At 61.5% G+C, this 26,409-nt stretch carries 28 protein-coding genes; 10 read left to right on the top strand and 18 right to left on the bottom strand.

Features of this window, described 5'->3' with window-relative positions; all coding sequences use genetic code 11:
• Positions 1-32: 32 nt before the first annotated feature.
• The 9 genes from MHI61_RS30010 to MHI61_RS30050 all read right to left on the bottom strand — a co-directional run bounded on the left by MHI61_RS30010 (position 33) and on the right by MHI61_RS30050 (position 7,007).
• Positions 33-758, bottom strand: coding sequence for an amino acid ABC transporter ATP-binding protein (locus MHI61_RS30010; protein ID WP_239793082.1), 726 nt, complete (start codon positions 756-758; stop codon positions 33-35).
• Positions 736-1,395 carry an amino acid ABC transporter permease gene (locus MHI61_RS30015; RefSeq protein WP_239793083.1) on the bottom strand — a complete coding sequence of 220 codons (660 nt, stop codon included), beginning with the start codon at positions 1,393-1,395 and terminating at the stop codon, positions 736-738. The genes MHI61_RS30010 and MHI61_RS30015 overlap by 23 nt, the downstream gene beginning before the upstream one ends.
• Positions 1,392-2,063 (bottom strand): amino acid ABC transporter permease, encoded by a 672-nt coding sequence (locus MHI61_RS30020; protein ID WP_239793084.1) that lies wholly within the window; start codon positions 2,061-2,063, stop codon positions 1,392-1,394. Before MHI61_RS30020 ends, MHI61_RS30015 begins: the two co-directional genes overlap by 4 nt.
• Before the next feature lie 79 nt (positions 2,064-2,142).
• Positions 2,143-2,928 (bottom strand): transporter substrate-binding domain-containing protein, encoded by a 786-nt coding sequence (locus MHI61_RS30025; RefSeq protein ID WP_239793085.1) that lies wholly within the window; start codon positions 2,926-2,928, stop codon positions 2,143-2,145.
• 4 nt (positions 2,929-2,932) lie between these two features.
• On the bottom strand, positions 2,933-3,682 hold the full coding sequence (locus tag MHI61_RS30030; RefSeq protein ID WP_239793086.1) for a GntR family transcriptional regulator: 750 nt from the start codon (positions 3,680-3,682) through the stop codon (positions 2,933-2,935).
• Between the two features lie 214 nt (positions 3,683-3,896).
• Positions 3,897-4,667, bottom strand: coding sequence for an amino acid ABC transporter ATP-binding protein (locus MHI61_RS30035; RefSeq protein ID WP_239793087.1), 771 nt, complete (start codon positions 4,665-4,667; stop codon positions 3,897-3,899).
• 12 nt (positions 4,668-4,679) lie between these two features.
• Positions 4,680-5,339, bottom strand: a complete 660-nt coding sequence (locus MHI61_RS30040) for an amino acid ABC transporter permease (protein WP_239793088.1) — start codon at positions 5,337-5,339, stop codon at positions 4,680-4,682.
• Between the two features lie 4 nt (positions 5,340-5,343).
• The gene (locus tag MHI61_RS30045; protein WP_239793089.1) at positions 5,344-6,006 is read right to left on the bottom strand and encodes an amino acid ABC transporter permease; all 663 of its coding nucleotides are present in this window, start codon (positions 6,004-6,006) and stop codon (positions 5,344-5,346) included.
• A 161-nt stretch (positions 6,007-6,167) separates the two neighbouring features.
• A complete protein-coding gene (locus tag MHI61_RS30050) occupies positions 6,168-7,007 on the bottom strand; it encodes a transporter substrate-binding domain-containing protein (RefSeq protein WP_239793090.1) in 840 nt (279 codons plus the stop codon).
• On the opposite strand from MHI61_RS30050, the gene MHI61_RS30055 reads away from it, so the two are divergent.
• Positions 7,006-7,362, top strand: a complete 357-nt coding sequence (locus MHI61_RS30055) for a hypothetical protein (RefSeq protein WP_239793091.1) — start codon at positions 7,006-7,008, stop codon at positions 7,360-7,362. The two genes, MHI61_RS30050 and MHI61_RS30055, sit on opposite strands and share 2 nt — an antisense overlap.
• A gap of 27 nt (positions 7,363-7,389) precedes the next feature.
• Here MHI61_RS30055 and MHI61_RS30060 read toward each other — a convergent pair whose 3' ends face one another.
• Both MHI61_RS30060 and MHI61_RS30065 read right to left on the bottom strand, forming a co-directional pair.
• The gene (locus MHI61_RS30060) at positions 7,390-9,573 is read right to left on the bottom strand and encodes a DUF1217 domain-containing protein (RefSeq protein WP_239793092.1); all 2,184 of its coding nucleotides are present in this window, start codon (positions 9,571-9,573) and stop codon (positions 7,390-7,392) included.
• A 251-nt stretch (positions 9,574-9,824) separates the two neighbouring features.
• Positions 9,825-10,472, bottom strand: a complete 648-nt coding sequence (locus MHI61_RS30065; protein ID WP_010060450.1) for a TetR/AcrR family transcriptional regulator — start codon at positions 10,470-10,472, stop codon at positions 9,825-9,827.
• A gap of 164 nt (positions 10,473-10,636) precedes the next feature.
• On the opposite strand from MHI61_RS30065, the gene MHI61_RS30070 reads away from it, so the two are divergent.
• The 8 genes from MHI61_RS30070 to MHI61_RS30105 all read left to right on the top strand — a co-directional run bounded on the left by MHI61_RS30070 (position 10,637) and on the right by MHI61_RS30105 (position 18,600).
• Complete coding sequence (locus MHI61_RS30070) at positions 10,637-11,521, top strand: EF-hand domain-containing protein (RefSeq protein ID WP_239793093.1); 885 nt, start codon at positions 10,637-10,639, stop codon at positions 11,519-11,521.
• A gap of 302 nt (positions 11,522-11,823) precedes the next feature.
• Positions 11,824-13,116: a flagellar hook protein FlgE gene (locus MHI61_RS30075; protein WP_239793094.1), complete on the top strand. Its 1,293-nt coding sequence runs from the start codon at positions 11,824-11,826 to the stop codon at positions 13,114-13,116.
• Between the two features lie 13 nt (positions 13,117-13,129).
• A complete protein-coding gene (flgK, locus tag MHI61_RS30080) occupies positions 13,130-14,590 on the top strand; it encodes a flagellar hook-associated protein FlgK (protein WP_239793095.1) in 1,461 nt (486 codons plus the stop codon).
• A gap of 2 nt (positions 14,591-14,592) precedes the next feature.
• The gene (locus tag MHI61_RS30085) at positions 14,593-15,639 is read left to right on the top strand and encodes a flagellar hook-associated family protein (protein ID WP_239793096.1); all 1,047 of its coding nucleotides are present in this window, start codon (positions 14,593-14,595) and stop codon (positions 15,637-15,639) included.
• A gap of 10 nt (positions 15,640-15,649) precedes the next feature.
• Positions 15,650-16,021 (top strand): hypothetical protein, encoded by a 372-nt coding sequence (locus MHI61_RS30090; protein ID WP_239793097.1) that lies wholly within the window; start codon positions 15,650-15,652, stop codon positions 16,019-16,021.
• Between the two features lie 153 nt (positions 16,022-16,174).
• Positions 16,175-17,047 carry a DUF6502 family protein gene (locus MHI61_RS30095; protein WP_239793098.1) on the top strand — a complete coding sequence of 291 codons (873 nt, stop codon included), beginning with the start codon at positions 16,175-16,177 and terminating at the stop codon, positions 17,045-17,047.
• The gene (locus tag MHI61_RS30100; protein WP_239793099.1) at positions 17,044-18,105 is read left to right on the top strand and encodes a DUF5666 domain-containing protein; all 1,062 of its coding nucleotides are present in this window, start codon (positions 17,044-17,046) and stop codon (positions 18,103-18,105) included. Before MHI61_RS30095 ends, MHI61_RS30100 begins: the two co-directional genes overlap by 4 nt.
• A 255-nt stretch (positions 18,106-18,360) precedes the next feature.
• The gene (locus MHI61_RS30105; protein WP_040112128.1) at positions 18,361-18,600 is read left to right on the top strand and encodes a hypothetical protein; all 240 of its coding nucleotides are present in this window, start codon (positions 18,361-18,363) and stop codon (positions 18,598-18,600) included.
• Between the two features lie 36 nt (positions 18,601-18,636).
• Here MHI61_RS30105 and MHI61_RS30110 read toward each other — a convergent pair whose 3' ends face one another.
• Together MHI61_RS30110 and MHI61_RS30115 are read right to left on the bottom strand one after the other, a co-directional pair.
• The gene (locus tag MHI61_RS30110; protein ID WP_010032283.1) at positions 18,637-19,050 is read right to left on the bottom strand and encodes a type II toxin-antitoxin system VapC family toxin; all 414 of its coding nucleotides are present in this window, start codon (positions 19,048-19,050) and stop codon (positions 18,637-18,639) included.
• The gene (locus MHI61_RS30115) at positions 19,047-19,295 is read right to left on the bottom strand and encodes a type II toxin-antitoxin system VapB family antitoxin (RefSeq protein ID WP_239793100.1); all 249 of its coding nucleotides are present in this window, start codon (positions 19,293-19,295) and stop codon (positions 19,047-19,049) included. Before MHI61_RS30115 ends, MHI61_RS30110 begins: the two co-directional genes overlap by 4 nt.
• A 246-nt stretch (positions 19,296-19,541) precedes the next feature.
• Between MHI61_RS30115 and MHI61_RS30120 the strand changes: the two genes are divergently transcribed.
• Entirely contained in the window at positions 19,542-21,359 is a 1,818-nt protein-coding gene (locus tag MHI61_RS30120) for a methyl-accepting chemotaxis protein (protein ID WP_239793101.1), read from the top strand.
• A 45-nt stretch (positions 21,360-21,404) separates the two neighbouring features.
• On the opposite strand, the gene doeB is transcribed toward MHI61_RS30120, so the two are convergent.
• The 5 genes from doeB to eutA are packed head-to-tail and all read right to left on the bottom strand — an operon-like array spanning position 21,405 to position 26,408.
• Positions 21,405-22,412, bottom strand: a complete 1,008-nt coding sequence (gene doeB / locus MHI61_RS30125) for a N(2)-acetyl-L-2,4-diaminobutanoate deacetylase DoeB (protein WP_239793102.1) — start codon at positions 22,410-22,412, stop codon at positions 21,405-21,407.
• Positions 22,413-22,419: 7 nt separating this feature from the next.
• Positions 22,420-23,601: an ectoine hydrolase DoeA gene (gene doeA, locus MHI61_RS30130; RefSeq protein WP_239793103.1), complete on the bottom strand. Its 1,182-nt coding sequence runs from the start codon at positions 23,599-23,601 to the stop codon at positions 22,420-22,422.
• Positions 23,602-23,633: 32 nt separating this feature from the next.
• Positions 23,634-24,626: an ectoine utilization protein EutC gene (gene eutC, locus MHI61_RS30135; protein WP_239793104.1), complete on the bottom strand. Its 993-nt coding sequence runs from the start codon at positions 24,624-24,626 to the stop codon at positions 23,634-23,636.
• On the bottom strand, positions 24,623-25,624 hold the full coding sequence (gene eutB, locus MHI61_RS30140) for a hydroxyectoine utilization dehydratase EutB (protein ID WP_239793105.1): 1,002 nt from the start codon (positions 25,622-25,624) through the stop codon (positions 24,623-24,625). The genes eutC and eutB overlap by 4 nt, the downstream gene beginning before the upstream one ends.
• 4 nt (positions 25,625-25,628) lie before the next feature.
• Entirely contained in the window at positions 25,629-26,408 is a 780-nt protein-coding gene (eutA, locus tag MHI61_RS30145) for an ectoine utilization protein EutA (protein WP_239793106.1), read from the bottom strand.
• Position 26,409 lies beyond the last annotated feature (1 nt).

Below are 26,409 nucleotides of genomic sequence, written 5' to 3' on the forward strand. Positions count from 1 at the left end.
CGCGTCGCATGAATCAAATTTGATGCGACGCTTTAGCCGACACCGAGAAACTGCCGGAGCTCGGCAGTCTGCGGATTGGCGAAGACATCCTCCGGCCGGCCTGCTTCGTGGACCCTGCCCTGATGCATGAAGACGACGCGGCTGCAGACGTCGCGGGCGAACTTCATCTCATGCGTGACCATCAGCAGCGTCATTCCCTCGGCGGCAAGCTCGCGCACGACGGCCAGAACTTCGGCGACCAGTTCCGGATCAAGCGCCGAGGTAATCTCGTCACAGAGAAGCGCCGTCGGCTGCATGGCGAGCGCGCGGGCGATGGCGACGCGCTGTTGCTGGCCGCCCGAGAGCTCATCCGGATAAGCGTCGAACTTGTGGCCCAGTCCCACCCGCTCCAGCATCTTGCGGGCGGTAGCTTCTGCCTCGGCCTTCGGGGTCTTCTTCACCACGGTTTGCGACAGCATGACATTGCCGCCGGCGCTTAAGTGCGGGAAAAGGTTGAATTGCTGAAAGATCATGCCGACCCTGAGACGCAGTGCCTTGAGATGCACCTCGTCGTCGAGGAGCTGCGCACCGGCCACGGAGATCGAGCCGCTGGTGATGGTCTCCAGTCCGTTGATGCAGCGAAGCAGGGTCGATTTCCCCGAACCGCTCTTGCCGATAATGGCGATGACCTCCCCCGCCTCGACATCGAGATTGATGCCTTTCAGCACCTCGGTGGCGCCAAAGCTTTTGCGGACTTCAGTGATTTCGATGAGCGACATTGAGCTTCCTCTCCAGGATCTGGCTGCTTTTCGACAAGGGCCAGCAAAGGACGAAGTAGATGAGGGCGACGAGGCCATAGACGGTGAAGGGCTGGAAAGTGGCGTTGGTGACCACAGTGCCGGCTTTCGACAGTTCGACGAAGCCGATGATCGAGGTCAGCGCCGTTCCCTTGACGATCTGGACGGAAAAGCCGACCGTGGGCGGTATGGCGACCCTCAGCGCCTGCGGGAGGATGACGTAGCGCATTTGCTGCAACCGCCCCATACCAAGGCTGGCGGAGGCCTCCCATTGACCTCTGGCGACCGATTCGACGCAGCCTCGCCATATTTCGGCGAGAAAGGCCGCGGTCCACAGGATGAGCGCCAAGCCCGCGGCAAGCCAGGCCGGCACATCGATGCCGAAAAGACCGAGACCGAAAAAGGCGATGAAGAGCTGCATCAGCAACGGTGTGCCCTGGAAGAGCTCGATATAATATTTCGCGAATATCCTGAACGCCTTGTTCTTGCTGATGCGCAGGAACAGCAACCCCAGCCCGACAGCGCCGCCGCCGATGAAGGAGACGAGCGAAAGAAGGATCGTCCAGCGGGTGGCGAGCAGCAGGTTGCGCAGTATATCCCAGAGGGTGAACTCGATCATCGCGCCGCTCTCCTTGAAAAAATCAACCCGCCGACGACCGCCAGGGCCTGCCGGAGCAGGATCGCCAGCGCGAGATAGATGGCCGTCGAGACGAAGTAGGCCTCGAAGGCGCGGAAGGTTCGCGACTGTATGAAGTTTGCGGCAAAGGTCAGATCCTCGGCGGCGATCTGCGACACGACCGATGAGCCGAGCATGACGATGACGACTTGCGACGACAGCGCTGGCCAGATGCGCTGCAGCGAAGGCACGAGGACCACATGCCGGAAGGTCTCGAAGCGCGTCATCGCCAGGCTCTCGCCCGCCTCGAACTGGCCCTTGGGCGTTGCCTGGATACCGGCACGGATAATCTCGCAGCTATAGGCGCCGAGGTTGACAACCATTGCAAGGTTGGCCGCCGTCAGTTCGGAAAGATGGAGGCCGAGCGACGGCAGACCGAAAAAGATGAAAAAGAGCTGGATCAGGAAGGGCGTGTTGCGGATCAGCTCGACATAGGCCGCAACGACCGGCTTCAGCCAGGCCGGGCCGAGTGCCCGCACCCAGGCGCAGAAAATGCCGAGCGAAATGCCGAGCACCCCGCCGACCGCGATAAGCTCCAAGGTGACGAATATGCCCTCGATGATGTCAGGGTAATATTGAAGCAGCCAGCCGAATTCGAAATGGTAGCTCAAGGAATGTCCCCTCTTGCGGTGACGGAGCGCATGTCATCCCGCGAGGCGCGCGGGAGACATGCGCAAGATCCAGGTTTGCTTACAGATCGGACGGCAGATCGGCGCCGAGCCACTTCTGCGATATCGCGTTCAGCGTGCCGTCGGTCTTGGCGGCGGCGATAACGCCGTTCACCTTCTCCAGCAGGCCGGACTGTTCCTTGCTGAGGCCGATGTAGCAGGGCGAGTTCTTGATGAGGAATTTCAGCTCAGGGCGCTTGGGAGGATTCTTGGCGAGGATCGCAGCCGCAACGACGTTGCCGGTGGCAATGATGTCGACCTGGCCGGAGAGGAACGCCGAGATGGTGCCGTTATTGTCCTCGTAACGCTTGATCGTCGCATCGGTTGGCGCGATCTTCGTCAGCTCGAGATCCTCGACGGCGCCGCGCGTGACACCGATGCTCTTGCCCGCGAGATCTTCCGCCTTGGCGACCGCAAGATCGGCCGGTCCGAAAACGCCGTTGAAGAAGGGCGCATAGGCGACCGAGAAATCGATCACTTTTTCGCGCTCCGGATTCTTGCCGAGGCTTGATATGACGAGATCGACCTTGTTCGTCTGCAGATAGGGGACGCGGTTGGCACTCGTGACCGGCACCAGCTCGGCTTTGACGCCCAGCTTTTCGGCAATGAGATTGGCCACGTCGATATCATAGCCCATCGGCGCCATATCGGTGCCGACGCTGCCGAAGGGCGGGAAATCCTGCGGGACAGCGACGCGCAGCGTCCCGCGCGCCGTAATATCGGCGAGGGCATCGGCGTGCGACGGCGCGTTGAAGCCGAAGGTCGCGGCCAGGGCCGCGATTGCGAAGAAGACTCGTCTTGTCAGCATGTGTTCATTGCTCCTTTGAGGTTGTGGTTTTCAAGTCTGACTGTCGGGAGACGGCGGACGCGGCTTTGGGCGGCAGCGACAGGGAATTGCGCAGATCCGAAAGCGGATCCGGGCGCGCCGTGAGGTCGAGGCCCATTTCGACTTCATCAAGATGCTCGACGGAAAGGGCCGCAGCTCTGCCGAAATCGCCTGCCTGCATGGCCTCGAAAATGCGGCAGTGCCCCTCGTGGGATTGTGCCGCATGAAATTCGGATTGATAGAGCATCGAAATGAGGATAGTCCTCGCGGTCAGGTCGCGAAGGATATCGACGATGATGGCGTTACCGCTCAGCTCCGCGACGCGGATATGGAAATCGCCCATCAGATAGGTCAGGCGCTGGCGGTCGCCCGCCGCCATCGCATTCCTCTCCTCGTTCAGATGGGCGTCGAGAGCCTTGCGACCCTCCTCCGTCAGCATGCGCATGCTGCCCAGCAATCCGGCCTCGACGATACGCCTTGCCTCATAAACCGCAATCGCATCTTCGGCGGACGGCTCGACGACAAACCAGCCCCGCCGGGGGCTGACATGCACGATGCCGCGCGTCTCCAGGCGCATCATGGCTTCACGGACGCGGGTTCGGGACACACCGAATAGTGCCGCTAGCTGGTTTTCGCCAAGCCGCGTACCGGGCCTGATCTTGGCGGACAGGATGCCGGAGACGATCGTCGCCTCGATGGACTTCTGGTTGGTCTCGGATGTGTGGCTATCTTGCATACAAGACAGAAAGCAAAGCGCATGCCAGAATCCTGTGCTCAGGATTTTCGGCATGACTCGGATGCTTTGCGGAAAATATGCCTGCCGGGAATGCAGACTGAACGTAATTTAAGCGAGCGCGGCCCCCTCGCCGACATGGACCTTTCGATCTCCGATCGACCTGATAAAGGCACCGGCTCCTGAAGACGCCGAGTGCCGCACGCTTCGCCCCGTCTTAGTTGAAGCTCGAGGTTTTGAGAAATTCGGCCAACCGTTCGGTCTTCGGACGCACGAACATTTCCTTCGGATCGCCCTCCTCGCAGATGACGCCCTGGTTCATGAAGATGACGCGGGACGAAACCTCATAGGCGAAACGCATCTCGTGGGTGACGAGCAGCATGGTCATGCCGTCGGCGGCAAGCCCCTTGATCACCTGCAGCACCTCGCCCACCAGTTCCGGGTCGAGCGCCGAGGTCACCTCGTCGAACAGCATCAGCCGCGGCGACATGGCGATGGCGCGGGCAATTGCGACGCGCTGCTGCTGGCCGCCGGAGAGCTGACCGGGATAGTGGTTGGTGCGGGCGGCGAGGCCGACGCGGTCGAGCCATTTTTCGGCGATGGTGCGGGCCTCCGGCTTCGTCATCTTCTTCACCTTGATAAGGCCAAGCATGACGTTTTCGGCGGCACTCATATGCGGGAAGAGATTGAACTGCTGAAAAGCCATGCCGGTCAACGCGCGCTGGCGGGCAATCTCCTTCTCGCTCTTGCGCCGCCGGCTCGCACCGTCGACGCGATAGCCGATCTCTTCGCCGTCGAGGCTGATCGTGCCGCCCTGGAATTCCTCGAGCATGTTGACGCAGCGCAGCAAGGTGGTCTTGCCGGAGCCGGACGAGCCGATGATCGAAATGACCTCGCCCTCCTCTACCGCGCAATCGACGCCCTTGAGAACCTCATGGATGCCGTAAGCCTTGCGCAGACCCTTGATGTCGAGAATGATCTTGGCCATCGGGAAGTCTCCTCAGGACGGCAGGGCGGTCTTGCGCTCGACATATTTGCCGAAGTGCTCGATGCCGTAGTTGACGATGAAATAGAGTCCACCGGCCAGAAAATAGAACTGGAGGCTCATGAAATTCCGGGAAATGATCTCTTGCGTGCGCAGGAGAAGCTCGGCGACGCCGATGACGGAGAGCAGCGTCGAGGCCTTCACCATCTCCGCCGCCGTATTCACCCAGGCCGGCAGGCACTGGCGCATGGCCTGCGGCCACAGCACGGAGGTGAAGGTCTGGGTAAAGGTCAGGCCGATCGACTTGGCGGCTTCGGTCTGCCCCTTCGGGATCGCTTGAAGCGCTCCGCGCACGATTTCGCCGACATGGGAAGAACAGAAGATCGCAAGAGCGAGCACGCCGGCGGAAAACGGCCCGAGATCGAGACCGACCGCGGCGGAGACGTAATAGCTTGCCAGCACGAGCACGAGCACCGGTGTGCCGCGGATGATATCCGTATAGGCGCGTACGAGAAGGCGTAAAACCACGCCGCCGTAAACGAGCGCCAGACCGACGAAGACGCCGAGGACGGAGCCTGCGAGAATGGCCAGCAGAGAGATCGACACCGTCATGGCGACGCCGTTCATGATGACGTAGCGAGCGATCCAGAGTTGTTCGAGAAAAGTATGGGACATCGGACTATCTCGGCAGGGCCAGACGGCGCTCGACAAGGCGCATCAAGGCGGCGATGAGGAAACAGGTGGCGACATAGAGGGCTGATGTGACCATCCAGGTTTCTATGACGCGGAAGCTCTCGACATTGATCTTGCGGGCGGCGAACGTCAGCTCAGGCACGGCGATGGCGGCGGCGAGCGAGGTGTCCTTGAAGAGCGAGATGATCGTCGAGGAGAGCGATGGCAGCACGTTGCGCAGCATCAGCGGAGCAATGATGGAACTGCGGATCTGCATCCCGGTCAGGCCGATGGCGAGACCCGCTTCGGTCAGTCCTCTCGGAATCGACAGCAGGCCGGCACGGAAAACTTCGGCCAGATAGGCGCCGGAATAGAGGGATAAGACCAGAACGAAGCTTTTCATCTTGTCGAGGCGCAAGCCCATCTGCGGCAGCGCGAAAAAGGCGAAAAGCACCAGGACGAGAATCGGCAGGTTGCGAATGACAGTGACATAGACGCGCGCCGGCACGTGTGCGAAGCGGCTCTTGGATGTCAGCGCGAAGGCTACGATAAGACCGATTGCGGCCCCAATCAGAATCGAGATCACCGCAAGCCCGAGGCTGAGGGCAAGCCCGCTTAAGAGAAAGTCGAAGTTGCGCCAGACGGCAGCGAAATTCAGCGTGTAACCCATGCGGGTCCTTTCAGACCAGAACTGATGCCGAACGCGCGAGCGGTCCGGACGACGTCATGCTCCAACTCTTCGTTTCAGAACCGGATTCCGATCTTAGGCCGAACCCGGCCTAAGATCATCCTGTTCCAGCGGAGCGGGCTTGAGTCCCGCCTCGCATGACGTCACTTGAATTCGACGGGAAAGCCGATCTGCGGCGGCGTCAAGTCTTTGCCGAACCAGGTCTTGAAGGACTTGGCATAGAAGTCGAATTCGACGCCGGTCATGGCTTCGTGAAGCGCGGTGTTGACGAAGTTCAGCCAGTCCTGATCACCGCGTTTGACGGCGCAGGCATAGGTCTGCGGGTTCCAGCCGTAGCCGGCGTCCTTGTAGCGGCCCGGGTTCTGCGTCATGTACCAGGCGAGCGACGACTGGTCCGTTGCGACGGCATCTGCGCGCCCCGACTCCAGTGCCTGATAGATCAGGTCGACGGATTCGTACTGGTCGACGGTCGCCTCCGGCAATGCCGCATGCACCATCGCCTCGGCATAGACATTCTGCAGAACCGAGATGGTGACCGAGGAGCCTGCCGCCTTCAGAGCGGCATAGTCGGCATATTTTCCGTCCGCCTTGAGCATCAGGCCGACACCCTCGCGATAGTAAGGAATGGTAAAGGCCACCTGCTGGGCGCGTTCGCCCGTAACGGTCATGAACTGGCAGGTAATATCGACCTTGTCAGTGGTGATGTTCGGGATGCGGGCGTCGGAGGACTGGTTGACATATTCAATCTTCTCCGGATCGCCGAACAGGGCTTTGGCGATGATATGGCCCATGTCGACATCGAAGCCCTGAAGCTTGTCGTCCGCGCTCTTGAAGTGCCAAGGCGCATTGGTGCTGCCCGTGCCGAGAACGAGATGGCCGCGGGCCAGCACTTCATCGAGCTTGCTGCCCTCGGCGAGCACAGGCGTGGACAACAAAGCGGCGGCGACCAGCGATATCACGCCGGTGCGAAAGGAAATGGTCATGGCGTTCCCCTTTATGGTTGGTTCCCATTATTCCAGTATAATGGACGCATGTCTGTTTTACTGGAATAATGTATCAAGTGCCATCAAGGATGAATTGTCAATGGCCCATGCCGAAAAAACGCGCAGCAGTGCGCGTGGTGATTTTTTTGGCAGTGCAGCATTTTCGACCGCTTCCGAGCGGACCACTGGCTGCGTTCTGACCGCTCGGGGTTGCCAAGATAGTCGAAGCAAAATGCGCGGCGATTATGTGGACTCCAAAGAGGTCGCCCAAGCGACTTCTGGAGAACTCTCCTACAAGAAGTGTTCCCGATCAGTCCGGGGGTGGCGGCTGCCGAACGACGTTGGGCGGTGGTAGGCGGCCTCAGGAACGGAGTAGGATCACTTACCCGCTTTTTAATTGCGCCACTGCTAGCAGCGTATCGGCGCTGATCGCCGCCGAACCGGTCAGAATCGAAAGCGCAGTCGATGTGGTGCCGGTGCCGTTGGCCATGTCATACATGGCGGTGAAGCGCTTGATCAGGTCGTCGACTTTGTCGGGATCCGACAGATCCTCGATGTCGATGAAATTTTCGACCATCTCGGCCTGCTTCTCGACGTCCATGTTCGAGACGTAACTGGAAAGGTTGAAGCTCGTCGTGAAGAATTCGAAAAGCGCGCTGTCGCCCAGAATGTCGTAGGCACTCGAGATCTCCGGCGCCTTGCGTTCGAAATAGAGGGCAAGGCGCACGCCGGTGTTGCTGTCGCCCTGATCATCCTCGAGCGTCAGCCTGACATAGGCATCGACCGTCTCAAGCACATCGCCGCGCTGCTGCACCGTACCGGTGGGATCCGCGGATATATTGCCGTCCTGGTCGAAATTGAACGCGCCGACGAGTTCGGCGAAACGATTGTCGTCGAGCTTGTTGACGTAACTATCTTCATCGTCGAGATCGGACGAAAACATCTTCTCGAGTTGGTCCGACGTGACATCGTCCGGGTCGAGCCCCTTTGCCTCGAGCACGAACGCAACGAGGCGATCATCGGCCAGAAATTCGCTCGCCGTGGTGATCGTCGCCATTTGCTCGCGAAAATAGGTGATCTCGTCATCCGCCGCATCGGTCGCCTCGGTCAACTCGTCGCCCTCGAGGTATCGAATTTTGTTCTGTTTGTAATAGGCGGCATAGTCGTCGACGACCGATTCCGACATGGCCTGCAAGGGAACGGTAACGTCGCCATCGCTGTCGAAATTGAATGCTTTGCGAAAGGCGACGAAGCGATCGTCGTCCAGGCTGTTGACATAGCTTTTCGAGTCCGTGGGATCGCTTTCGAGAATTTTTCGTACCTCGCTTCTCGAAACGCTGTCCGGATCCATGTCAAAGGCGCGCAACGCCATCTCCCACATTTCCGGGAGATCGTCGTTGTCATCATCGTCGTCATCGGCATTCGACACGAGGAAATCGTCGATCGAAGTGACGCTGGCGATGCGCGTCGTATAATTGTCGACGGCATCTTCCGTGTCGGTGTTGGCGATCAACACCTGATAATTCTCATCGAAGGCCGCCGTGGTCGCGGCGGTCTGGTCCGACGTCTGGGCCGTGTCACCATCGGCAAGCGCGCCGTCCTCGTCGAAATTGAAGGCGTCGTGCAGATCGGACAGGCCGATCGCATCGGCGATGTCGGCGCTTTTCAATGCTGCGGAAATGAAGGTGTCGGACTCGTCGTCAGTGAGGCCGTAAGCCGTCCTCAGATAGGACACGAGCTTGTCATCGCTCATCAGCTGATCGACCGAGGTGATGTTGCCGATTTCCGCGGCGAAATAGGTGTCGTAAGCCTCTCCGGTTTCGGAAGAAGCAATTGTCGCCGAGGCCACCGCATAAGCACTGGTCACGAGCGAAATCTGGTCTTCCGACATCAGATCGCCGTCGACCGAGCCGTCCTCGTTGAAGTTGAAGGCCTTTGCGAGGCTGACATAGACGTCGTCGCCGAGCTGGTTGACAAAACTGTCGGCATCGTCGAGGTCGCTCGCCAGAACGTCCTTCAGGAAGCTGGTCGACGTGTATTCGGTGCTGAGGCCGAAGGCCGTCAGCACATAGTTCTTCAGCCGCGAACTCGACAGGAAATCGTCGACCGAGGTGATCGACGCGATGTTTTCCTCGAAATAATCGGTCTCGTCTTCGATGGCGTCCGCCTCGGTCTCGAAGGACTCCTCATAGGCATCCAGCAGGTTGTCGCGCTGCACATCCGATTGGGCGGTCTTCGTCTCGCCGGAAAATTTGAAGGCGGCGGCGAACTCGGCATAACGGCCGTCACTCAAGGAGTTGGCGAAGCTCGATGAATCGCTGAGGTCACTCTCCAGCACCTTCTTCATGAAGGCCTTTGCATAAGTCATGTCCTCGAGGCCATAGGCCTTCATGGCATAGGAGTAGAGCTTGTAATCGACCATGAGCTCGTCGACCGTCGTGACCTGGTCGATGTTCTCCTTGTAATAGGCGCTGTCGCGGGCGACCGTTGCCTGGGAAGCGACGTTCGAGAGACTGGCGCCCAGATTTCGCGCGACCGCGAGATAGCTTACATAGGTGGAAACCAACGTCTGTCCCTCTCACACTTGTTTTATGCAAGACCGCCACGCGTTTCGCTGGCTTGCCTGGCGCGGCGATGCCGCGCGAAAGCCTGCGGCCATCACGATTGAAATTTCTCATCTCTGCGGGAATATCGTCGCCGGTCATGGCGAGGCACAGCCACTGACATGTGGCCGAATCAACTTAATAGAACTAAGGAGTTCTATAATTCATCCAATCGTGAATTGGAAGCCAGGAGTGAGAAATGTCTCTGGTTCGCTCAGGCGGCGCTTATGCCGGCGGCAAAAATCGCAATTGAGCGGCGAAGATGGGCAAGCAGGGCCGCCCGATCGGGCCAGGCCTGGGCACGGCCCTCCGGCGGTCCCATGCCCCCGAAGATCATGTCCATCAGCATCCGGGCTCCGCTCACCGGATCGTCCAGGGTGAGCCGGCCCTCGGCCCGGCGATCGCTCAGCCAGTCGGCCAGTTCCTGTCGGCTGGCAAGCATGCCTTCCCGTTGCAGGATATCGACCAGCTCGGGAAATTGCGCGGCTTCACGGAAGACGAGCTGCAGGAATCCGGCGCGGTCCGCATCTTTGTCCTCGTCCATGTCGATCATGAAGATCCGTTCAAGGCTTTCTGCGATCGAACAATCTTCGGCAGGCCGCGGCAGATCAAGCATCAGGCGCCGATGCGCAGCGACGACGGCGGCGAACAGCTCTTCCTTGCTCTCAAATAGGCGGTAGAGCGTCTGCTTGGAAACGCCCGCTTCGGAGGCGACGACCGCGGTCGTGCTTCCGGCATATCCATATTTCACAAAAACCCGGCGGGCGACTTCGACGATCTGCAGCCGCTTGTCTTCGTCGGTGGAGACTTTCGGCCGGCCTCGTCTGCGCGGCTCGTCTGCGGGCTCATCGATAACTTTCATGATCGTCTAAGCCGCCCTGTCGAAGCGCATGCCGACGACCTGAGAAAACGTACTACGATTTCTGAGGGATAATTTCTTCGGTTGTAGCATTAGCGATTTCGATTTAGAGAACTCATCAGTTCTGTAATGCGTTACATCCCCACCCCCATAGCGATGGAGCGCTTATGACGACCATTTCTGCTGCAACATCAATCTCTTCCTATTCTTATAGCAGGAGCTCGACGTCCGCATCCGAGGACATCCTTTCGTGTAATACGGTTTCAGCAAAAAAATCAACCACAACCCAGCAGTCCGACGAAGACGCCTCCAGCAGCGCCGACAAACTTTTGTCGCAGCTGATGACGCTGTCGATGAACCGCTTCTCGGATCAATCCGGCTCCGGCGGGGAGCAGGATGGCGGCGAAGGCATGGATGTCTCCCAATTGGATACCGATGGCGACGGCTATGTCAGCAAGGCCGAATTCGTAGCGGCCCGGCCGTCCGATGTCACGGAGGACCAGGCCGGAACGCTGTTCGACCGTTTCGACAGCGAAGGCACCGGCTCGCTCTCGGTCGACGCGCTCGCCGAAGCGATGTCCGCCCAGCAATCGGAACGTGCCGACGGACCGCCACCGCCGCCGCCTGCCGATGATGAAGAGCTGTCGTCCATGCTCCCCGATCTCGATACCGACGGAGACGGGCTGATTAGCAAAGCTGAATTCGTCGCAGGCCGGCCGTCGGATGTGACGGAGGATCAGGCCGGCACGCTGTTCGACAGCTTCGACCGCGAAGGCGCAGGCTCGCTCTCGGTCGATTGGCTGACCGAAGCCATGTCCGCGCAACAATCCGACCGTGCCGACGGACCACCGCCCCCGCCCCCGTCAGCCGACGATGATCAGTCTGCATCCCTGCTCTCCGATCTCGACACGAACGGGGACGGGCTGGTGTCGTTGGAAGAGTTCATGGCCGGCAAGCCTGATGACGTCACCGAAAGCCAGGCGAGCCAGCTCTTTGCTCTGCTCGATAGCTCAGGCACCGGTTCGTTGTCCGTCCAGTCCGCCGCACGCTGACGATCGATACGGGCTCGTCGCCTTGCAGTTGCTGGAGAAGCTGCAAGGCGATGGTCCGAAAGCGGCCCGGCAGTTGAGCCGGCAGAGCTTTCTGCCGGGCCGCTTCTTCACGAATGGTGCGCCGTAACCGGCGCACGACGCCAGCGCACGGATGAGCCGCAGCGCCTATCGCCATCACGAGGCAATCCAGACACGCAAATCATCGACCGCCGGCCTTCGTGCGGGCGCGAGAGATGGCGCGCGCCCGCAATCCGGCCCTGGAAGCTCACATGGCATGTTCCCAAACCTGAAAGGATCGAGCCATGAGCATTTTTGGAAGCATGAAAACCGCCGTCTCCGGCATGAGCGCCCAGGCAAACCGGCTGAGCACGGTTTCCGACAATATCGCCAATGCCAACACCACCGGCTACAAGGCCGTTTCCACCTCGTTTTCATCGCTGGTGCTGCCCTCCTCATCGGGCAACTATAATTCCGGCGGCGTCCAGACATCGGTGCGCCAAGCCATTTCCGAACAGGGCGACATCTCCTATACGACCTCGGCCTACGACCTCGCCATCTCCGGAGACGGCTTCTTCATCGTGGAAAGCGCCGACGGTACGCCGGTCCTGACCCGGGCCGGCGACTTCTCGGTCGACAGCGAGGGCAACCTCGTCAACAGCGCCGGATACACCCTCATGGGCTATTCCTATGACTCCGGCGTGCCGGCGGTCGTCGTCAACGGCTTCGACGGGTTGGTGCCGGTCAACGTCGCCCAATCGGGCCTCAGCGCGATCGCGTCGACCAGCGCCTATTTCAGCGGCAACCTGAACTCTGAAGCCACCGTCGTCACCGATACGACGACGCTGCCGAGCACCAATACGACCGGTGTCACCGACGACACCCAGAAAATGTCGCTGGTCGCCTATGACAGCCTGGGCGCTACCGTTCAATACGACTATTATTTCACCAAGACGGGCGTGACGACGGATGCCAACGGCGCCGTCACCGGAAGCACCTGGGAGGTTGCGGTCTACCGCAATGCCGATGCAGCCACCGGCGGCACGACGTCCTTCCCCTATTCCTCCGACGCCGTCAGCGTCGCGACGCTCTCCTTCGACGCCGATGGCCAGCTGACATCTGCGACGGATACCGACATTGTCGATCCGACCACCGCGCAGACGATCAGCATGGACTATTCGAGCTTCACCCAGCTCGCCTCCGACTTCTCGGCGACGGGCTCGGCGGATGGTCAGGCGGCAAGCTCGGTCAGCTCGGTCTCCATCGACACCGACGGAGTGGTGTCGGTCTCCTATGCCAACGGGACGACGAAGGCTCTCTATCAGATTCCGCTTGCGACCGTCGCAAGTCCCGACAATCTGACGCTGCTCAGCGGCAACGTCTATACCGCCAATGGCAGGTCCGGCGTTACCGTCACCGGCTTCCCGCAGACCAACGGGCTGGGCTCCATCCAGTCCGGCGCTCTCGAAAGCTCGAACGTCGATCTCGCCGGCGAACTGACGGAGATGATCGAAGCGCAACGCAGCTATACCGCCAATTCCAAGGTGTTTCAGACCGGCTCCGATATCATGGATGTCCTCGTCAATCTGAAGCGATAGAGGGAGCAGCTGAATGTCGCTCACCTCCGCCTTGAACAGCGTCCAAAGTATTTTCAACAACACCGGCCAGCAAAGCAGCGTCATCTCGACAAACATCGCCAATGTCGGCAATTCCGACTATGTCAGACGGGAAGCGTCGATCACGACGTCGCTTTCCGGAGCGCAGGTCGTCAGCATCAGCCGGGCGCAGGAAACTGCGCTTCTGGCCCAATATCTGCAATCGAATGCCAAGGACAGTGCCCAGCAGACGCTGGTCACCGGCCTCGAAAGCCTCAAGTCGCTGGTCGGCGGCAACGACTACGAGACCTCGCCAAGCACCTATCTCTCGGCATTTCAGCAGGCGCTGCAGACTTTCGCCACCTCCCCGATCAGCACGACCGCCGCGCAATCGGCCGTGACCGCCGCACAGGATCTCGCCAATTCGCTGAATACGGCGAGCGACGGCGTCCAGTCGATCAGAGCCGAGGCCGATGCCGAGATCGCCACTCAGGTCTCTTCGCTGAATACGCTGCTGTCGCAGTTCGAAACGGCCAACAATGCCGTCAAGCTGGCGACAGCGACCGGCGCGGATACGTCCTCGGCGCTCGACGAACGTGAAAAGCTCTTGAAGCAGATCTCGTCGATCGCCGGGGTCACCTCCGTCGTGCGCGACAATAACGACATGGCGCTCTACACTTCGGATGGCACTGTGCTGTTCGAGACCGTACCGCGCACCGTCACATTCGCTTCGACGGCAACTTACGTCGCGGGAACGGAGGGCAACGCCATCTATATCGATGGCGTTGGGCTTGATGCCGGCGAGGGATCGACGACAACTGCCACCGGCAGCCTGCAGGGGCTGCTGCAGCTGCGCGACGAGATCGCTCCGACATTCCAGGACCAGCTCGATCAGATCGCCAAGGCCCTCGTTCAGGTCTTCTCGGAAACCGACGGCAGCACCAGCGCACCGGGGTTTTTCGTCTGGACGACGGCGTCGGGGACATCAGGAGGTACACCGTCGGAATCCGACGACATTACCGGCATCGCGTCCACCATCTCGGTCAATCTTGCCGTTGTCACCAGCGAAGGCGGCGATGCGACGAAGCTGCGCGACGGAACGATCAGCGGCATCACCGATCTCAACACCTCAGGCGACAGCGGCTTCTCCGACAACCTCGATGCTCTCTATACGGCACTGACGGAACAGCGCGCGTTCTCCTCCGAGGCGGGTCTGTCCACGAACCAGAGCCTGACGGACTATGCCAGCGCCTCCATCGGCTGGCTCGAACAATATCGCAGCGACGCGACGTCGGCCTCCGAAACCACGGCCGCCGCCTTGTCACGCTCCGACGAGGCCTATTCCAACGAAGCCGGCGTCAACCTCGATGAGGAGCTGACGCTCCTTCTCGACATCGAACAATCCTACAAAGCGGCGACGAAGATCCTGAACGTCATCGACGAGATGTTTCAGTCGCTCCTCGACATAGCGAGCTAGTCATGAAAGCCTCTTTTGTCTCATCCTCGGCGATGCAGAACGTCCTCAGGCTCACCATCAGCCAGTCACAGACCAAGCTGCAGCAGGCCTCGACCGAGGCGACGACCGGAACCTACGCCGATATCGGCGTGTCGCTCGGTGCCGGCGCCGCCAAATCGATCAATCTCACCAGCGCCATCGACCAGGCCGCCTCGTTCAAAGCGGGCAACGCCGTGGTCGCATTGCGCATGGAAGCATCGCAAACTGCCCTATCGAGCCTCAAGGATGCCGGCGACAGCCTAGTCTCGAACCTGACCGCGCTCCAGGCGAGCCAGGATACCACGAGCATTGCCGTCGCGCTGCAGACGGCAAGTGCCACGATTTCGCAACTGATCTCGACGGCCAATACCTCTGTCAACGGCGAGTTTCTGTTTGGCGGCACCAATCTCGACAACCAGCCGCTGACCGATCAATCCGCCACGGTTTCGGATACGATCGTGACAGCGCTCACCGATTACGCAACCGGCCTCGGAAAAGACGTGAATGAGTTGACCGGCGAGGAGATCGGCAGCTTCATCACCGACACCGTCGAGCCGATGTTCTCGGAGAGCGCCTGGACCGATGCTTCGTCAGGTTGGTCGACGGCATCCAGTACCGATATGACCAGCCGGATCAGCGGATCGGAGACCATTACCTCCTCGACCAACGCCAATTCCGACGGCATGCGTTATCTCGCACTTGCCTCCGTCGTCGTCTCGGCCCTCTTCGGCCAGGATCTCAGCGACGACGCGAAGAGTACGGTCGCATCAACGGCGATCGGTTATGCCGCCCAGGCGACGTCCGGCATCGTCACGCAGCAGAGCCAGCTCGGCCTCTCGCAAGAGCGGCTCGAAAAGGCCGATGACGCCCTCGATGCCCAATCGAGCCTGCTGCAGGGAAAGCTCGTCGATCTCCAGGGGGTCGACACCTACGAGGCGTCGACGCTCGTCAACCAGCTGCAGACCCAGCTGGAAACGGCCTACACGCTCGTCTCGAAACTCCAGAGCCTGAGCCTGGTCAACTACCTCTGACGGATTGAAAATGCGGGAATTCAAGCTGCAAATACCGGCCTTAACCAGAGAGCCCAACACGTCGTGCTCCGAAATCGTCGCGGAGGCAGCCTTCGCGCTGGCCTCCGGCATTATCGACACCATCCCCTTCATCGGCTGCAAGCTTGACGAGCAGCAGGCGCGGGCCTGGCCGCGATCCGGCGTCTTCACCGACGACGGCATCGAGATGACCGGCACGCCGCCTGAGATATTCGAGCTTTGCGAGCTCCTGGCAGGCCATATCGAGAGGGGCTCGTCATTCGACGTCTTCGAGGTTTTCCACAAGATTGCGCGCATCGACCGGCTGATCGACTGGAGCCATGGCGCGGTGCTGTCACCCGAGCCGCATCCGGTAACGCATTGACAGACCGCGTAAAATATCTTTCCAATCGCAGTGCGGCCACGGCCGCACCGGCGGGGGCACGGCATAGACCGGTCTTGCATGTAGCCATCGCGTTGCGCCAACCTGGACTTTGCCATAGGGAGATCGAAGGCGATCGTCGAAGGTCTGCCGGCAATGGTCTTCAGAGACCGAGTGTTCTTGATGTCGAAGCCGCGCGCGAAGCTACCCTTCTCCGAAGAGACCTTGCAGGCCATGCTGATCCGCGTGCTGCGCCCGCTGGTCAGGCTCGCTCTTGCCTCCGGTTTCAACTTCACCGCTTTTTCGGCCGTTCTTCGCCGGCTTTATATCGAAGTCGCCGAGAAAGAATTCGCGCTGCCGAACAAGCACCAGACCGATAGCCGCATCTCGCTTCTGACCGGCATCCACCGCAAGGACGTCAACCGGCTGCGCGGGCAGGCGCTCGATCCATCATTCCTGACCGTGAGCGTCTCGCAGACAAGCCGCATTCTCGCTCGATGGCTTGCCGATCCGCTGTATTGCGATGCCGAGGACAAGCCGAGCGCCCTGCCCCGGACGTCCGGCGATGGCGGCCCGTCGTTTGAGAGCCTGGTGACTGAGATCACCAAGGATGTTCATCCCCGTTCCATCCTCGACGAGTGGCTGGACAGGGGTCTCGTCGTTGTCGACGACAATGGCTGGGTCCGGCTCAATCTTTCCTCGATCGTCCCGAATGCCGGCGACGACGCCCGCCGACATTATTTTACCCGCAACCTTCGCGACCATGTGCAGGCGTCGGTCGTGAACCTGATGAACGACCCTCCGCCCTACTTCGAACGCGCCGTTCATTATGACGGGATCTCACAAGCGCTGGCCAACCGCCTCGACGAGATCGCTCGCGAGGAAGGCATGGCGTTGCTTCTCAAGCTCAACAAGATCGCCCATCAAACCCTTAAGGACGATCCCGGCGGCGACAGCCGCTGGATCGCGGGACTGTATGTCATGACCGAGGAGGCAGACGCCGCTCCCGAGACGGAGACGGACGAATGAGCCCGTCGATGATCTCCAGAAGGCAGTTTCTGCTGGGCGGCATAGCGCTTCAGGTCTTGAGACCGGAGTTTGCCGCCGCCCAACCGACCGGGACGAGCGATCACGGCATCGGCGGGTCCGGTCTTTCCATTCAGGGAGGTGGAGAGAACGAGGATCACGGCATCGGCGGCACCGGCATCGTCGGGACCATCCAGGGTTTCGGCAGCATTATCGTCAACAACATCCACATTCCGTTCAGCCAGACGACGCCGGTCGAGATCGACGGGCGCCGCGTCCCGGCGAGCGCAATGAAGGTCGGCCATGTCGCCCGGGTGCTGCTCACAGGAAAGCGCGCCGCCCGCATAACGATCGTCAGCGAGGTCCAGGGCCGCATCGACCAGATTGCCAAGGGCGGGATAAGAATCCTGTCGCAAACCGTCGACACATCGGGCTTGGCGACGAAAGGCCTGCGGAAGGGCAAGCGGGTCGCCGTGTTCGGCATCCGCAAGCCTGACGGTACAATCCTTGCCCGGCGCATCGAACCCCGCTCCGTTTCCGATGGCGCCCACGTCCGCGGCGTGCCCGCCAAGCGCGGCAACCGCGTTCTGATCGGCGGCCTTTCGCTTGGCACCACGCACGGGTATCTCGCCGGCAAGCAGACGCTCGTGCGCCTGAAGGCGACCGCCGATCGATTGGTCATTACGCGCATCCAGGCCGAGCCCGTGGTGCCGGGCCTGAAACGCGGCGTCGTCAACGTCGAGACCTTCCGGCCGACGGACAGAGACGGGACAGGTTCGGGACGTTACGGATCGGCGCCACCATCTCCGGATGGTCATGGCTTCGTCGATTTCGGCGTTCGGGATTCGAGCCGCATGACGGGATTTCCCGGAGGGCGCGGTCCCGATGGCTTCGGCCTTCGCTCGCCGGACGGTCGCGGAGATGGGCCGCGGCCGGACCACTCGCCGTTCGGCAGAGGTGGGCATGGCGGAGATTCTCCAGGTCCGAACCGGCCCGGCGGCCCGCCACCGAACGACGGCCCACCGCCCGGGCCGCCGCCGGATTTTCCCGGCCAGCCCTGAGCGCGTCATCAAACCCAATTGACATATGGGAAAATTTCCCATTTATTGCTGTTGCGATCCCTGCTTCGGGTGATTCCGACGAAGGGCTTGCCGACTGGCTAACGGGTTCGCCCCACACCCGCTAGCCAATCGTTTGATTTCCCGTCGCTTGCGACCGTCAATACCGCACTGCAGAGGACCGCGCCGTGAAGGCCCCTCGTCTGCTCGATGTCGCCATCCGAACCAAAACTCGCTTCGCCCAAGAGGAAACAGACATTGCTTTTGCTGGAACGCATATCGATGGAGACGGACGGATCGGCCGTCGTTGCAACCTGGGAAAACCGCGCGCAAATCATCGACATTATGCGTAGCGCCCGCGGCATGAGCCAGGAACTTCAGGATCTCTGGAACAAGAGCGGCGGAATGGGCCGGCTCAGCCAGGACGATACGGACAAGCTGGTCGAACTGCTTCGGGACATCGGCGACCTGAATGAAATGCTGATGCGATTGGCCTGAAAGGCGCCGATGCTGCAAACCGGCTGATGAAGGACGTCAGAATTCCCAAGGGGAGATCAAATCAAGGCCTGTCACGGCAAAGTCGCCCAGATTTCGCGTTGCCAGCCGACCGCCATTGACCCGCGCAATTGCCGCGATCATGCCATCCGGCGCCGACATTCCGCGTCCCTGACGCGCCGCGGCGCCCATGATGTCGCCATAGGCAAGAGCGGCTTCTTCGGTCAGACCAAAAATTCGGTCCGCGAAGCGGCGCCGCCAGTCGGAGAGTGCCTGCTCCAGGCGTTCGGCGCGCTGATCGGGCCGGATCTTCTGGATACCAAAAGCGATCTCGGCAATCGTCACCGTCGGCAGCGCCAATTCGGAATCATGACGGATGAGCCAGGCGATTACGGCTTCGCTGGGAGATTTTCTCAAAGTTTCCGAAACGACGTTGGTATCGAGAAAAATCAAAGCTCGATGCCCTTATGAACCTGCCTACCCTCCTTGATGACGGCTTCAAGGTCGATGTCCGTCCCGCTTTGCTGCGTCAGCCTGTTATAGAAGGACGCAGCCGGCTCTCGCCCGGCTTCGCGTATTTCATAGGATTCAAGAGCCCGCTCGACAATGTCGGCTATCGAGCGATTTTCACGGCGGGCAAGCCGGTGTGCGAGATCCCGCGCCTTTGCGCTTCGTACAGAAAGCTGTGGTTCGGCCATGGCTCAGATCTCCTTCGCAATCAATATAAACCCCGGGGTCTCAGCCATCAAGATGGCAGGTGATGGCTTGCCACCGCAATGCGGGAAATGGACCCAATTTTGGACAGTTGACAGGGCCTGTAAATAGTTCGCCGGGCAACTGAGATCTAAAAGAATTAACCATATCGCAGCGTTCTTGCGAAATAATGATCCACGTACATCAGGCATCTCGAAGAAGAGACGCCGCAAAGTTATTTGGAGACGATCTTGGCATTTACTATTGCCCGCAGTTTGGTGGCCTTCGGCGTTGCTGTTTCGACCGGCCTTCTCGTATCGATCGGGTTGCAGCAATCGGCGCTCGAACGGCTGAAGGTCAACGGTCCGGTTTACGAGCAGGTGGTTTACGGCAAGGATCTGATCGCCGATATTCTGCCGCCGCCGCTGTTCGTGGTCGAATCCTACATGCTCTCTTTCGAAGCCAGTAAATTTCCCGAACTGACCGAGACCAATCTTGCCAAAATCGCAAATCTCAAGGCCGCCTACGACGACCGGCGCGCCTATTGGAAATCGACGCGGCTGCCGCAGGCTTTGAAAGACGAGCTCGAGAACGATGTGCTTGCCAAGGGCGATGTCTTCTGGGAGGTGATGAACCGAGCGATTATCCCAGCCCTGAATGCCAAGGACGAAGACAAGGCGCATGGTGCGATCGGGCAATTGCGCATCGCCTTCCAAGCACATCAGGATGCGGTCGAGAAGCTCGTCGCAAATTCCGACGCTTTCCTGAAGGGCGAAGAGAGCAATGCAGCCTCGGAGATTGTCACGTGGACGATCTATGCCGGCGCCGCAGGCTTCGGCTCCTTGGCCCTGCTGCTGGTTGGGCTTTATCTTCTGCGCCGCCGGGCCATCGTGCCGCTGGATGGCATGAAGGCCTATATGGGCAACCTCGCCGAAGGCGATTTTTCGACCGAGGTTCCCTATTCCGACCGCTCCGACGAGATCGGCGCCATGTCCAAGGCGGTGGCGGTGTTCCGCCGCAACGCGCTGGAACGGCAAGACGCGCAGAAGCGCGAGACCGCGCTTCGCGATGCCGAATTCGAACGTGAACGCAGCCAGATGGCCGAAAAGGCGGCCGAGGAACAGACACGCGAGACGGTCATCGATCAGCTGACTTACGGCCTGGACCAGCTGTCGCACGGCAATCTCGATTGCCGGATCACGACCGCCTTCGCCCCTGCCTACGAAATGTTGCGGGCCAAGTTCAACGACAGCATGAATGCGCTTGGCGCCTCGATGGCGCAGATTGCCCACACGTCCAGACAGGTGGGCAGTTCCTCTGCCGGCATCACCAATGCCGCCGACAGCCTGGCACTACGCACCGAACAGCAGGCCGCAATGCTCGAAGAGGCGACCGCCGCGCTCGGCGAAATGAATGCCAAGGCCAAGGACGCTTCCAATCATGCCGGCAAGGCGACCGGCATGATGGCCGAGACCCGCAGCAGCGCCGAACATTCGGCCGCCGTCGTGCGCGATGCGATCGCCGCCATGCAAAAGATCGAAGGCTCGTCCGCCCAGATCGGCGCGATCGTCAACGTCATCGACGAGATCGCCTTCCAGACCAACCTCTTGGCGCTCAATGCCGGCGTCGAGGCCGCCCGCGCCGGCGAAGCCGGCAAGGGTTTCGCCGTCGTGGCGCAGGAAGTGCGTGAGCTCGCCCTCCGTTCGGCCAACGCCGCCAAGGAGATCAGATCTCTGATTTCCACGTCATCGTCTGAAGTTTCCACCGGCGTGGAACTCGTCAACCGCACCGGCAAGGCGCTTATGGAAATCGAAGGCCAGGTCGAGCAGGTCGCCGGCCTGATCGCCCGCATCGTTTCGGTCTCTTCCGAGCAGGCCGTGGCGATCGGGGAAATCAACGCCTCCGTCAATGCGCTCGATGAGGTCACGCAGCGCAACGCCGCCATGGCTGCGGAAACCGTCTCGGCCTGCCGCGCGCTCGGCGGCCAGACGCAGACGCTGGAAGGCGTTGTCAGCCGCTTCCAGATCGATGCGGCAGCTGCCGGGTCGAGATCGCCGAAAGCGGCTTGAGATGGCCGGCCGGCGAAACGCATCTCGCCGCGCCTGCCCGTCATCTCAGCTCGTCACGGTCGCCATCACTGCAACGCAGTCGCCTGGTTTGACAAGCCCCGGAAAATGCCGGGCGCAGAGAATACCGTCCATGGCGGCGCGGATCTCGCGCGGCGCCTCACCCGTCCGCCCGGTCGGATAGATGCGAGCAATGACCGCACCCTCGGTGACGACGTCACCGAGCTCGATGACGGCTTCGATCAATCCACCCTCCTCCGCGAAGGAGAAACAACGGCCATCCGGCATGTCCAGCCAGGTCGTCGGACCGGTATCGACGGCGCCGGCGACGATCCCCGCATGTCGCAGCACGTTTATCACGCCGCGTTTGGCGATCGCCGCACTTTTGGCGGTCGCGGTGCCGCCGCCGCCGAGTTCGGTGGTGATGAAGATCTTGCCCATTTCCTCGGCCGCCGTGTCGTACATGCCGATCGCATCGATCTCCAGCATCTTCATCGAATAGGGCGCGGCAAACGCCGTGACGAAGTCGAAGGCTTTTTGCTCCTGCTGCTTGTTGGGCAGAATGTGCGCGGCGCAGAAGGGCAGAAAATCGAGCGTCTTGCCGCCGGAATGGAAGTCGAGGACGATATCCGCCATCGGCAGAAGCACACGGCTGAAATAGTCGGCGATCTTCTCGGTCACCGTGCCGTCCGGCCGGCCGGGGAAACTGCGGTTCATGTTGCCCCTGTCGATCGGCGACGTCCTGGTGCCCGCCAGGAACGCCGGATAATTCATCGCCGGCACGATGATGACGGCGCCGCTCACCTGACCAGGCTTCAGCGAGCGGGCGAGATCGAAGAGCGCGATCGGTCCCTCATACTCGTCGCCGTGGTTGCCGCCGGTCAGAAGCGCCGTCGGCCCCTTGCCGTTCCTGACGACCGTTATCGGGATCATCACCGATCCCCAGGCGGAATCGTCGCGGCTGTAGGGCAGCCTGAGGAAACCGTGCTGGACGCCCTCGGCGGCGAAATCCACCGTCGCGCTGATCGGCGACGGCCGCAAACGGGTCTCTGTCATGACAGCCTCAATCCTTGACCATCAGCTTGCGCGGCACGTTGGCGAGGCACTCGACACCGCTGTCGGTGATGAGGATGCTTTCCGTCGTCTCGAACCCCATGTCGTCGAGCCAGAGGCCGGTCATGAAATGGAAGGTCATGCCGGGCTTCAATTCCGTCCGGTCGCCCGGCCGCAGGCTCATGGTGCGCTCGCCCCAGTCCGGCGGATAGGAAAGGCCGATCGGGTAACCCGTGCGGTTGTCCTTGACGATGCCGTATTTCTTCAAGACCGCGAAGAAGGCGTTGGCAATATCCTCGCAGGTGTTGCCGGGCTTGGCGACCGCAAGACCGGCTGCCATGCCTTCCAGCGTCGCTTTTTCGGCATCGAGAAACGCCTGCGTCGGCTTGCCGAGGAAGACGGTGCGCGACAGCGGCAGGTGATAGCGATTGTAGCAGCCGGCGATTTCGAAAAAGGTACCCTCGCCCTTCTTCAACGGCCGGTCGTCCCAGGTCAGATGCGGTGCCGATGCTTCGACGCCGGACGGCAGCAGCGGCACGATCGCCGGATAGTCGCCGCCGATGCCGTCGACGCCACGGGTGCCGGCGTCATAGATTTCCGCCACCAGGTCGCACTTGCGCATGCCGACCTCGATCTTGTCGAAGATGCGGGCATGCATCGCTTCGACGATGCGGGCGGCATTGCGCATGTACTGGATTTCGGTGTCGCTCTTGACCGCGCGCTGCCAGTTCACCAGCGCGGTCGCGTCGACGAAGCGCGCATTCGGCAGGTGCTTTTGCAGCGCGGCGAAGGCGGCCGCTGAAAACCAGTAATTGTCCATCTCGACACCGATCGTCAGCTTGCCGAAGCCGCGCTCCGTCAGGACGCCGGAGAGGTAGTCCATCGGATGGCGCTCGGTCGACTGCACGTAGTGATCGGGATAACCGACGATGTTGTCGTGGCTGAGATAGGCGGTGAGCTTGGCGCCGTTGGCGTCCTGGCCGCGGCCGAACCAGATCGGCTCGCCCTGCGGCGGCACGATCACCGCCTGATGCACGTAGAAGGACCAGCCGTCATAACCGGTCAGCCAGGCCATGTTCGAGGGGTCGCTGACAATAAGCAGATCGACGCCTTTCGCCTCCATGGCACGCCGTGTCTTTTCCAGGCGCGCGGCATATTCGCCGAGCGAGAACTTCAGATGGGGCTGGGTCATATCTCTTCCCTTCTTGTCCGGCGCCGCGCCGGTCAGCTTTCGAATGTGGTGCCGGCATTCGCCGCGCCGGCGCGGGCAAAGGCGAGCGTGGCGATGGCGGTGTCCTGAATGCCGGTTCCCGTGAGGTCGGCGATGGTGATCTGGTCGCGGCTCGTCCTGCCCGGCATCCGCCCGGCGACGATCCGGCCGAGTTCGGCGAAATCGGCCTCCCTTTCGACGAGGCCTGCTTCGATCGCATGGTGCAACTCGCCCAGCCGGCGCGTCTGCTTCAGGCTGTCGGCGACATAGAGGCCGGCGCCGGCGATGGCCGCGGGATCGATCTCGTTCTTGTGCTCGGCATCCGATCCCATGGCCGTCAGATGCTGCCCGGGTTCGAGCCAGCCGGCGTCGATGATCGGTTTTTCCGCCGGCGTGGTGGTCACGATGATGTCGGCGCCGGACATTGCTTGCCGCGGGTCGGATATCGCCTTGACGGGAAAGCCGAGCCTAGCCGCCAGTTCCGCAGCCACGCCCTTAGCCTTGGCCGCATCCCGCGCCCATATCCTGGCTTCACCGATCGGCCGCACCAGCGTCAGCGCTTCGAGCTGCAGCCGCGCCTGCATGCCGGCGCCGAAGATCGCCGCCACGCTGGAATTTTGCCGCGACAGATATTTTGCCGCGACGGCGCCGGCCGCGGCGGTGCGCACGTCGGTGAGATAGCCGTTGTCGAGGAGCAGCGCCTGCACCAGGCCGGTCCGACTCGACAGCAGCACCATCATGCCATTGGTACTCGGCAGGCCGATTTTTGGATTGTCGAAGAAACCGGGGCTGATCTTGATCGCGAAACCCTCGATGCCGGGCACGTAGGCGGTCTTCACATCGACCTCACCCCGATACTCGGGAATGTCGAGCCGCAGGATTGGCGGCATGGCGACCGCCTTCGTCGCAAGCGCGGCGAAGGCCTGCTCGACGCAAGCGACCGCGTCGGCATCGAGCCCCACAACCTTGCGCAATTCCGCTTCCGTCAGAATGATCATGCCGCTCATGGGTTATCCTCTGCGAACGCCGCATCCTCGCCGTTGATCACGCGGCGGTGCTGTTCCATATGGACATTCCGCCCCGAAAGGATCACAACAACCGGGCCGCCGGAGCGGATCTTTCCGGCCAGCAGTGCTGCGATGCCGACTGCGCCCGCCCCCTCGATAATCTCGCCCTCACAGGCATAGGCATGGCGCATGCCGGCGGCGATCTCCGTCTCCGTCAGCAGGACGACGCCGTCGAGAAGCTCGCGGCACATGGCGAAGGTCACGCGATTGTCGAGACCGATGCCGCCGCCGAGAGAGTCGGCAAGGCTCCTCACCTCCTCGACCTGCACCGGCCGTCCGACATCGAGGCTCGCCTTCATCGCCGCGCCCCGTTCCATCGTCAGGCCGATCACCTTCGTCTTCGGATTGACGCCCTTGACCGCGGCGGCGACGCCCGCCGCAAGGCCGCCGCCCGAAAGCGGCACCAGCACCGTCGCCACCGCAGGCACGGCGTCGACGATTTCGAGCCCGAGTGTCCCCTGCCCGGCGACGACGTCGGGATGGTCAAAAGGCGGGATCATCACCAGCCCCTCCTCTCGCACCAGCCGGTCGACTTCCTGCTGCGCCTCGTCCTGCGATCGGCCGACGATGCGCACATCGGCGCCGAGGCGGCGGATTTCCGCAACCTTGTTCTCCGGTACCAGCTGCGACATGCAGATCGTCGCGACCGCGCCTTGCGCCCTCGCCGCGTGGGCAAGCGCCCGGCCGTGATTTCCGGTCGAGGCGGCGACGACGCCGCGCGCGCGTTCTGCCGGTGACAATGACAGCACCGCGTTGGTCGCCCCGCGCAGCTTGAAGCTGCCCGTCGTCTGGTGATGTTCGAGCTTCAGCCAGACCGGAACGCCGGCAATCTCGGCAAGCGATGCCGACTGCACCATCGGTGTTTCGACGACCCGGCCGGCGATCCGCCGCGCCGCTGCGCGAATATCCTCCAGCGAAACCGGCAAGGCGCTGACCATGATCTCAGCCTTCCCCATAGGGCATGGTCATCAGCCGGCCGAGCTCGGGCCGCACCCGATCATCGCCGCAAAGCCTGAGGCAGGCCCAGGCGGTTGCGAGATTGCTGGTCACCACCGGCTTGCCGGTCTCGCCTTCGATGCGGGCGGCGACCTGTGCGGCGCGCAGAGCCGTGCAGGAGATGAACAGCGCGTCGGACTGCGGCGCCAGCGCCTCACGCGCGAAGAGGGCGATCTCATCCGGCGCGATCCGGGCCATCTCGCGGTCGTCGCTCAGGCCGAGGCAGGTGAAGCGGTCGATCGCAAAGCCGAGATCCGTGAAATAATCCGCCATCGGCCGGCTGGTCTCGATCGTATAGGGCGTCAGCACCGAAATCCGGCGGGCGCCGAGCGCCTTCAGGCCCTTCACCGCCGCCGCCGTCGGCGTCACCACTGAAACACCCGGCTTGGCCGCGTGGATCGCCGCCTCGATATTGCGGTCGCCAATGACGACCGAAGCGGAGGTGCAGGAATACATGATCGCATCCAGCGCCTCATCCGGCAGGATCAGCCCGGCGCCTTCCGTCAGCGACGGCTGCATCTTCAAGAGGTTTTCCGGTGTCACCGGATTGGCATAGCGGATGCGGCTGACATAGACGCCGATGCGGTCGCCGGCGACCATACGCTGGAAATCGACTTCGCTCGTGTGGTCGGTCGCCAGGATGACGAGGCCAATGCGCTTTTCCAACGGCCGGTCGTCCAGTCGCGGCCGCCGGCCGGCGGGAATGATCTCGATTCCTGCGGTCATA

Origin of the sequence: Rhizobium sp. K102 (genome assembly GCF_022385315.1) — a bacterium.
GTDB lineage: Bacteria > Pseudomonadota > Alphaproteobacteria > Rhizobiales > Rhizobiaceae > Rhizobium > Rhizobium croatiense.

What these genes read in the sequence shown, in the direction of transcription:
- MHI61_RS30115 (WP_239793100.1), bottom strand. Translation starts at nt 19,295, where the DNA reads ATGGCCGAACCACAGCTTTCTGTACGAAGCGCAAAGGCGCGGGATCTC.
- MHI61_RS30090 (WP_239793097.1), top strand. Translation starts at nt 15,650, where the DNA reads ATGCGGGAATTCAAGCTGCAAATACCGGCCTTAACCAGAGAGCCCAAC.
- flgK (WP_239793095.1), top strand. Translation starts at nt 13,130, where the DNA reads ATGTCGCTCACCTCCGCCTTGAACAGCGTCCAAAGTATTTTCAACAAC.
- MHI61_RS30100 (WP_239793099.1), top strand. Translation starts at nt 17,044, where the DNA reads ATGAGCCCGTCGATGATCTCCAGAAGGCAGTTTCTGCTGGGCGGCATA.
- MHI61_RS30025 (WP_239793085.1), bottom strand. Translation starts at nt 2,928, where the DNA reads ATGCTGACAAGACGAGTCTTCTTCGCAATCGCGGCCCTGGCCGCGACC.
- MHI61_RS30070 (WP_239793093.1), top strand. Translation starts at nt 10,637, where the DNA reads ATGACGACCATTTCTGCTGCAACATCAATCTCTTCCTATTCTTATAGC.
- MHI61_RS30010 (WP_239793082.1), bottom strand. Translation starts at nt 758, where the DNA reads ATGTCGCTCATCGAAATCACTGAAGTCCGCAAAAGCTTTGGCGCCACC.
- eutA (WP_239793106.1), bottom strand. Translation starts at nt 26,408, where the DNA reads ATGACCGCAGGAATCGAGATCATTCCCGCCGGCCGGCGGCCGCGACTG.
- MHI61_RS30075 (WP_239793094.1), top strand. Translation starts at nt 11,824, where the DNA reads ATGAGCATTTTTGGAAGCATGAAAACCGCCGTCTCCGGCATGAGCGCC.
- MHI61_RS30040 (WP_239793088.1), bottom strand. Translation starts at nt 5,339, where the DNA reads ATGTCCCATACTTTTCTCGAACAACTCTGGATCGCTCGCTACGTCATC.
- MHI61_RS30055 (WP_239793091.1), top strand. Translation starts at nt 7,006, where the DNA reads ATGGCGTTCCCCTTTATGGTTGGTTCCCATTATTCCAGTATAATGGAC.
- MHI61_RS30065 (WP_010060450.1), bottom strand. Translation starts at nt 10,472, where the DNA reads ATGAAAGTTATCGATGAGCCCGCAGACGAGCCGCGCAGACGAGGCCGG.
- MHI61_RS30015 (WP_239793083.1), bottom strand. Translation starts at nt 1,395, where the DNA reads ATGATCGAGTTCACCCTCTGGGATATACTGCGCAACCTGCTGCTCGCC.
- MHI61_RS30050 (WP_239793090.1), bottom strand. Translation starts at nt 7,007, where the DNA reads ATGACCATTTCCTTTCGCACCGGCGTGATATCGCTGGTCGCCGCCGCT.
- eutB (WP_239793105.1), bottom strand. Translation starts at nt 25,624, where the DNA reads ATGGTCAGCGCCTTGCCGGTTTCGCTGGAGGATATTCGCGCAGCGGCG.
- MHI61_RS30030 (WP_239793086.1), bottom strand. Translation starts at nt 3,682, where the DNA reads ATGCAAGATAGCCACACATCCGAGACCAACCAGAAGTCCATCGAGGCG.
- MHI61_RS30085 (WP_239793096.1), top strand. Translation starts at nt 14,593, where the DNA reads ATGAAAGCCTCTTTTGTCTCATCCTCGGCGATGCAGAACGTCCTCAGG.
- MHI61_RS30035 (WP_239793087.1), bottom strand. Translation starts at nt 4,667, where the DNA reads ATGGCCAAGATCATTCTCGACATCAAGGGTCTGCGCAAGGCTTACGGC.
- eutC (WP_239793104.1), bottom strand. Translation starts at nt 24,626, where the DNA reads ATGAGCGGCATGATCATTCTGACGGAAGCGGAATTGCGCAAGGTTGTG.
- MHI61_RS30045 (WP_239793089.1), bottom strand. Translation starts at nt 6,006, where the DNA reads ATGGGTTACACGCTGAATTTCGCTGCCGTCTGGCGCAACTTCGACTTT.
- doeA (WP_239793103.1), bottom strand. Translation starts at nt 23,601, where the DNA reads ATGACCCAGCCCCATCTGAAGTTCTCGCTCGGCGAATATGCCGCGCGC.
- doeB (WP_239793102.1), bottom strand. Translation starts at nt 22,412, where the DNA reads ATGACAGAGACCCGTTTGCGGCCGTCGCCGATCAGCGCGACGGTGGAT.
- MHI61_RS30095 (WP_239793098.1), top strand. Translation starts at nt 16,175, where the DNA reads ATGGTCTTCAGAGACCGAGTGTTCTTGATGTCGAAGCCGCGCGCGAAG.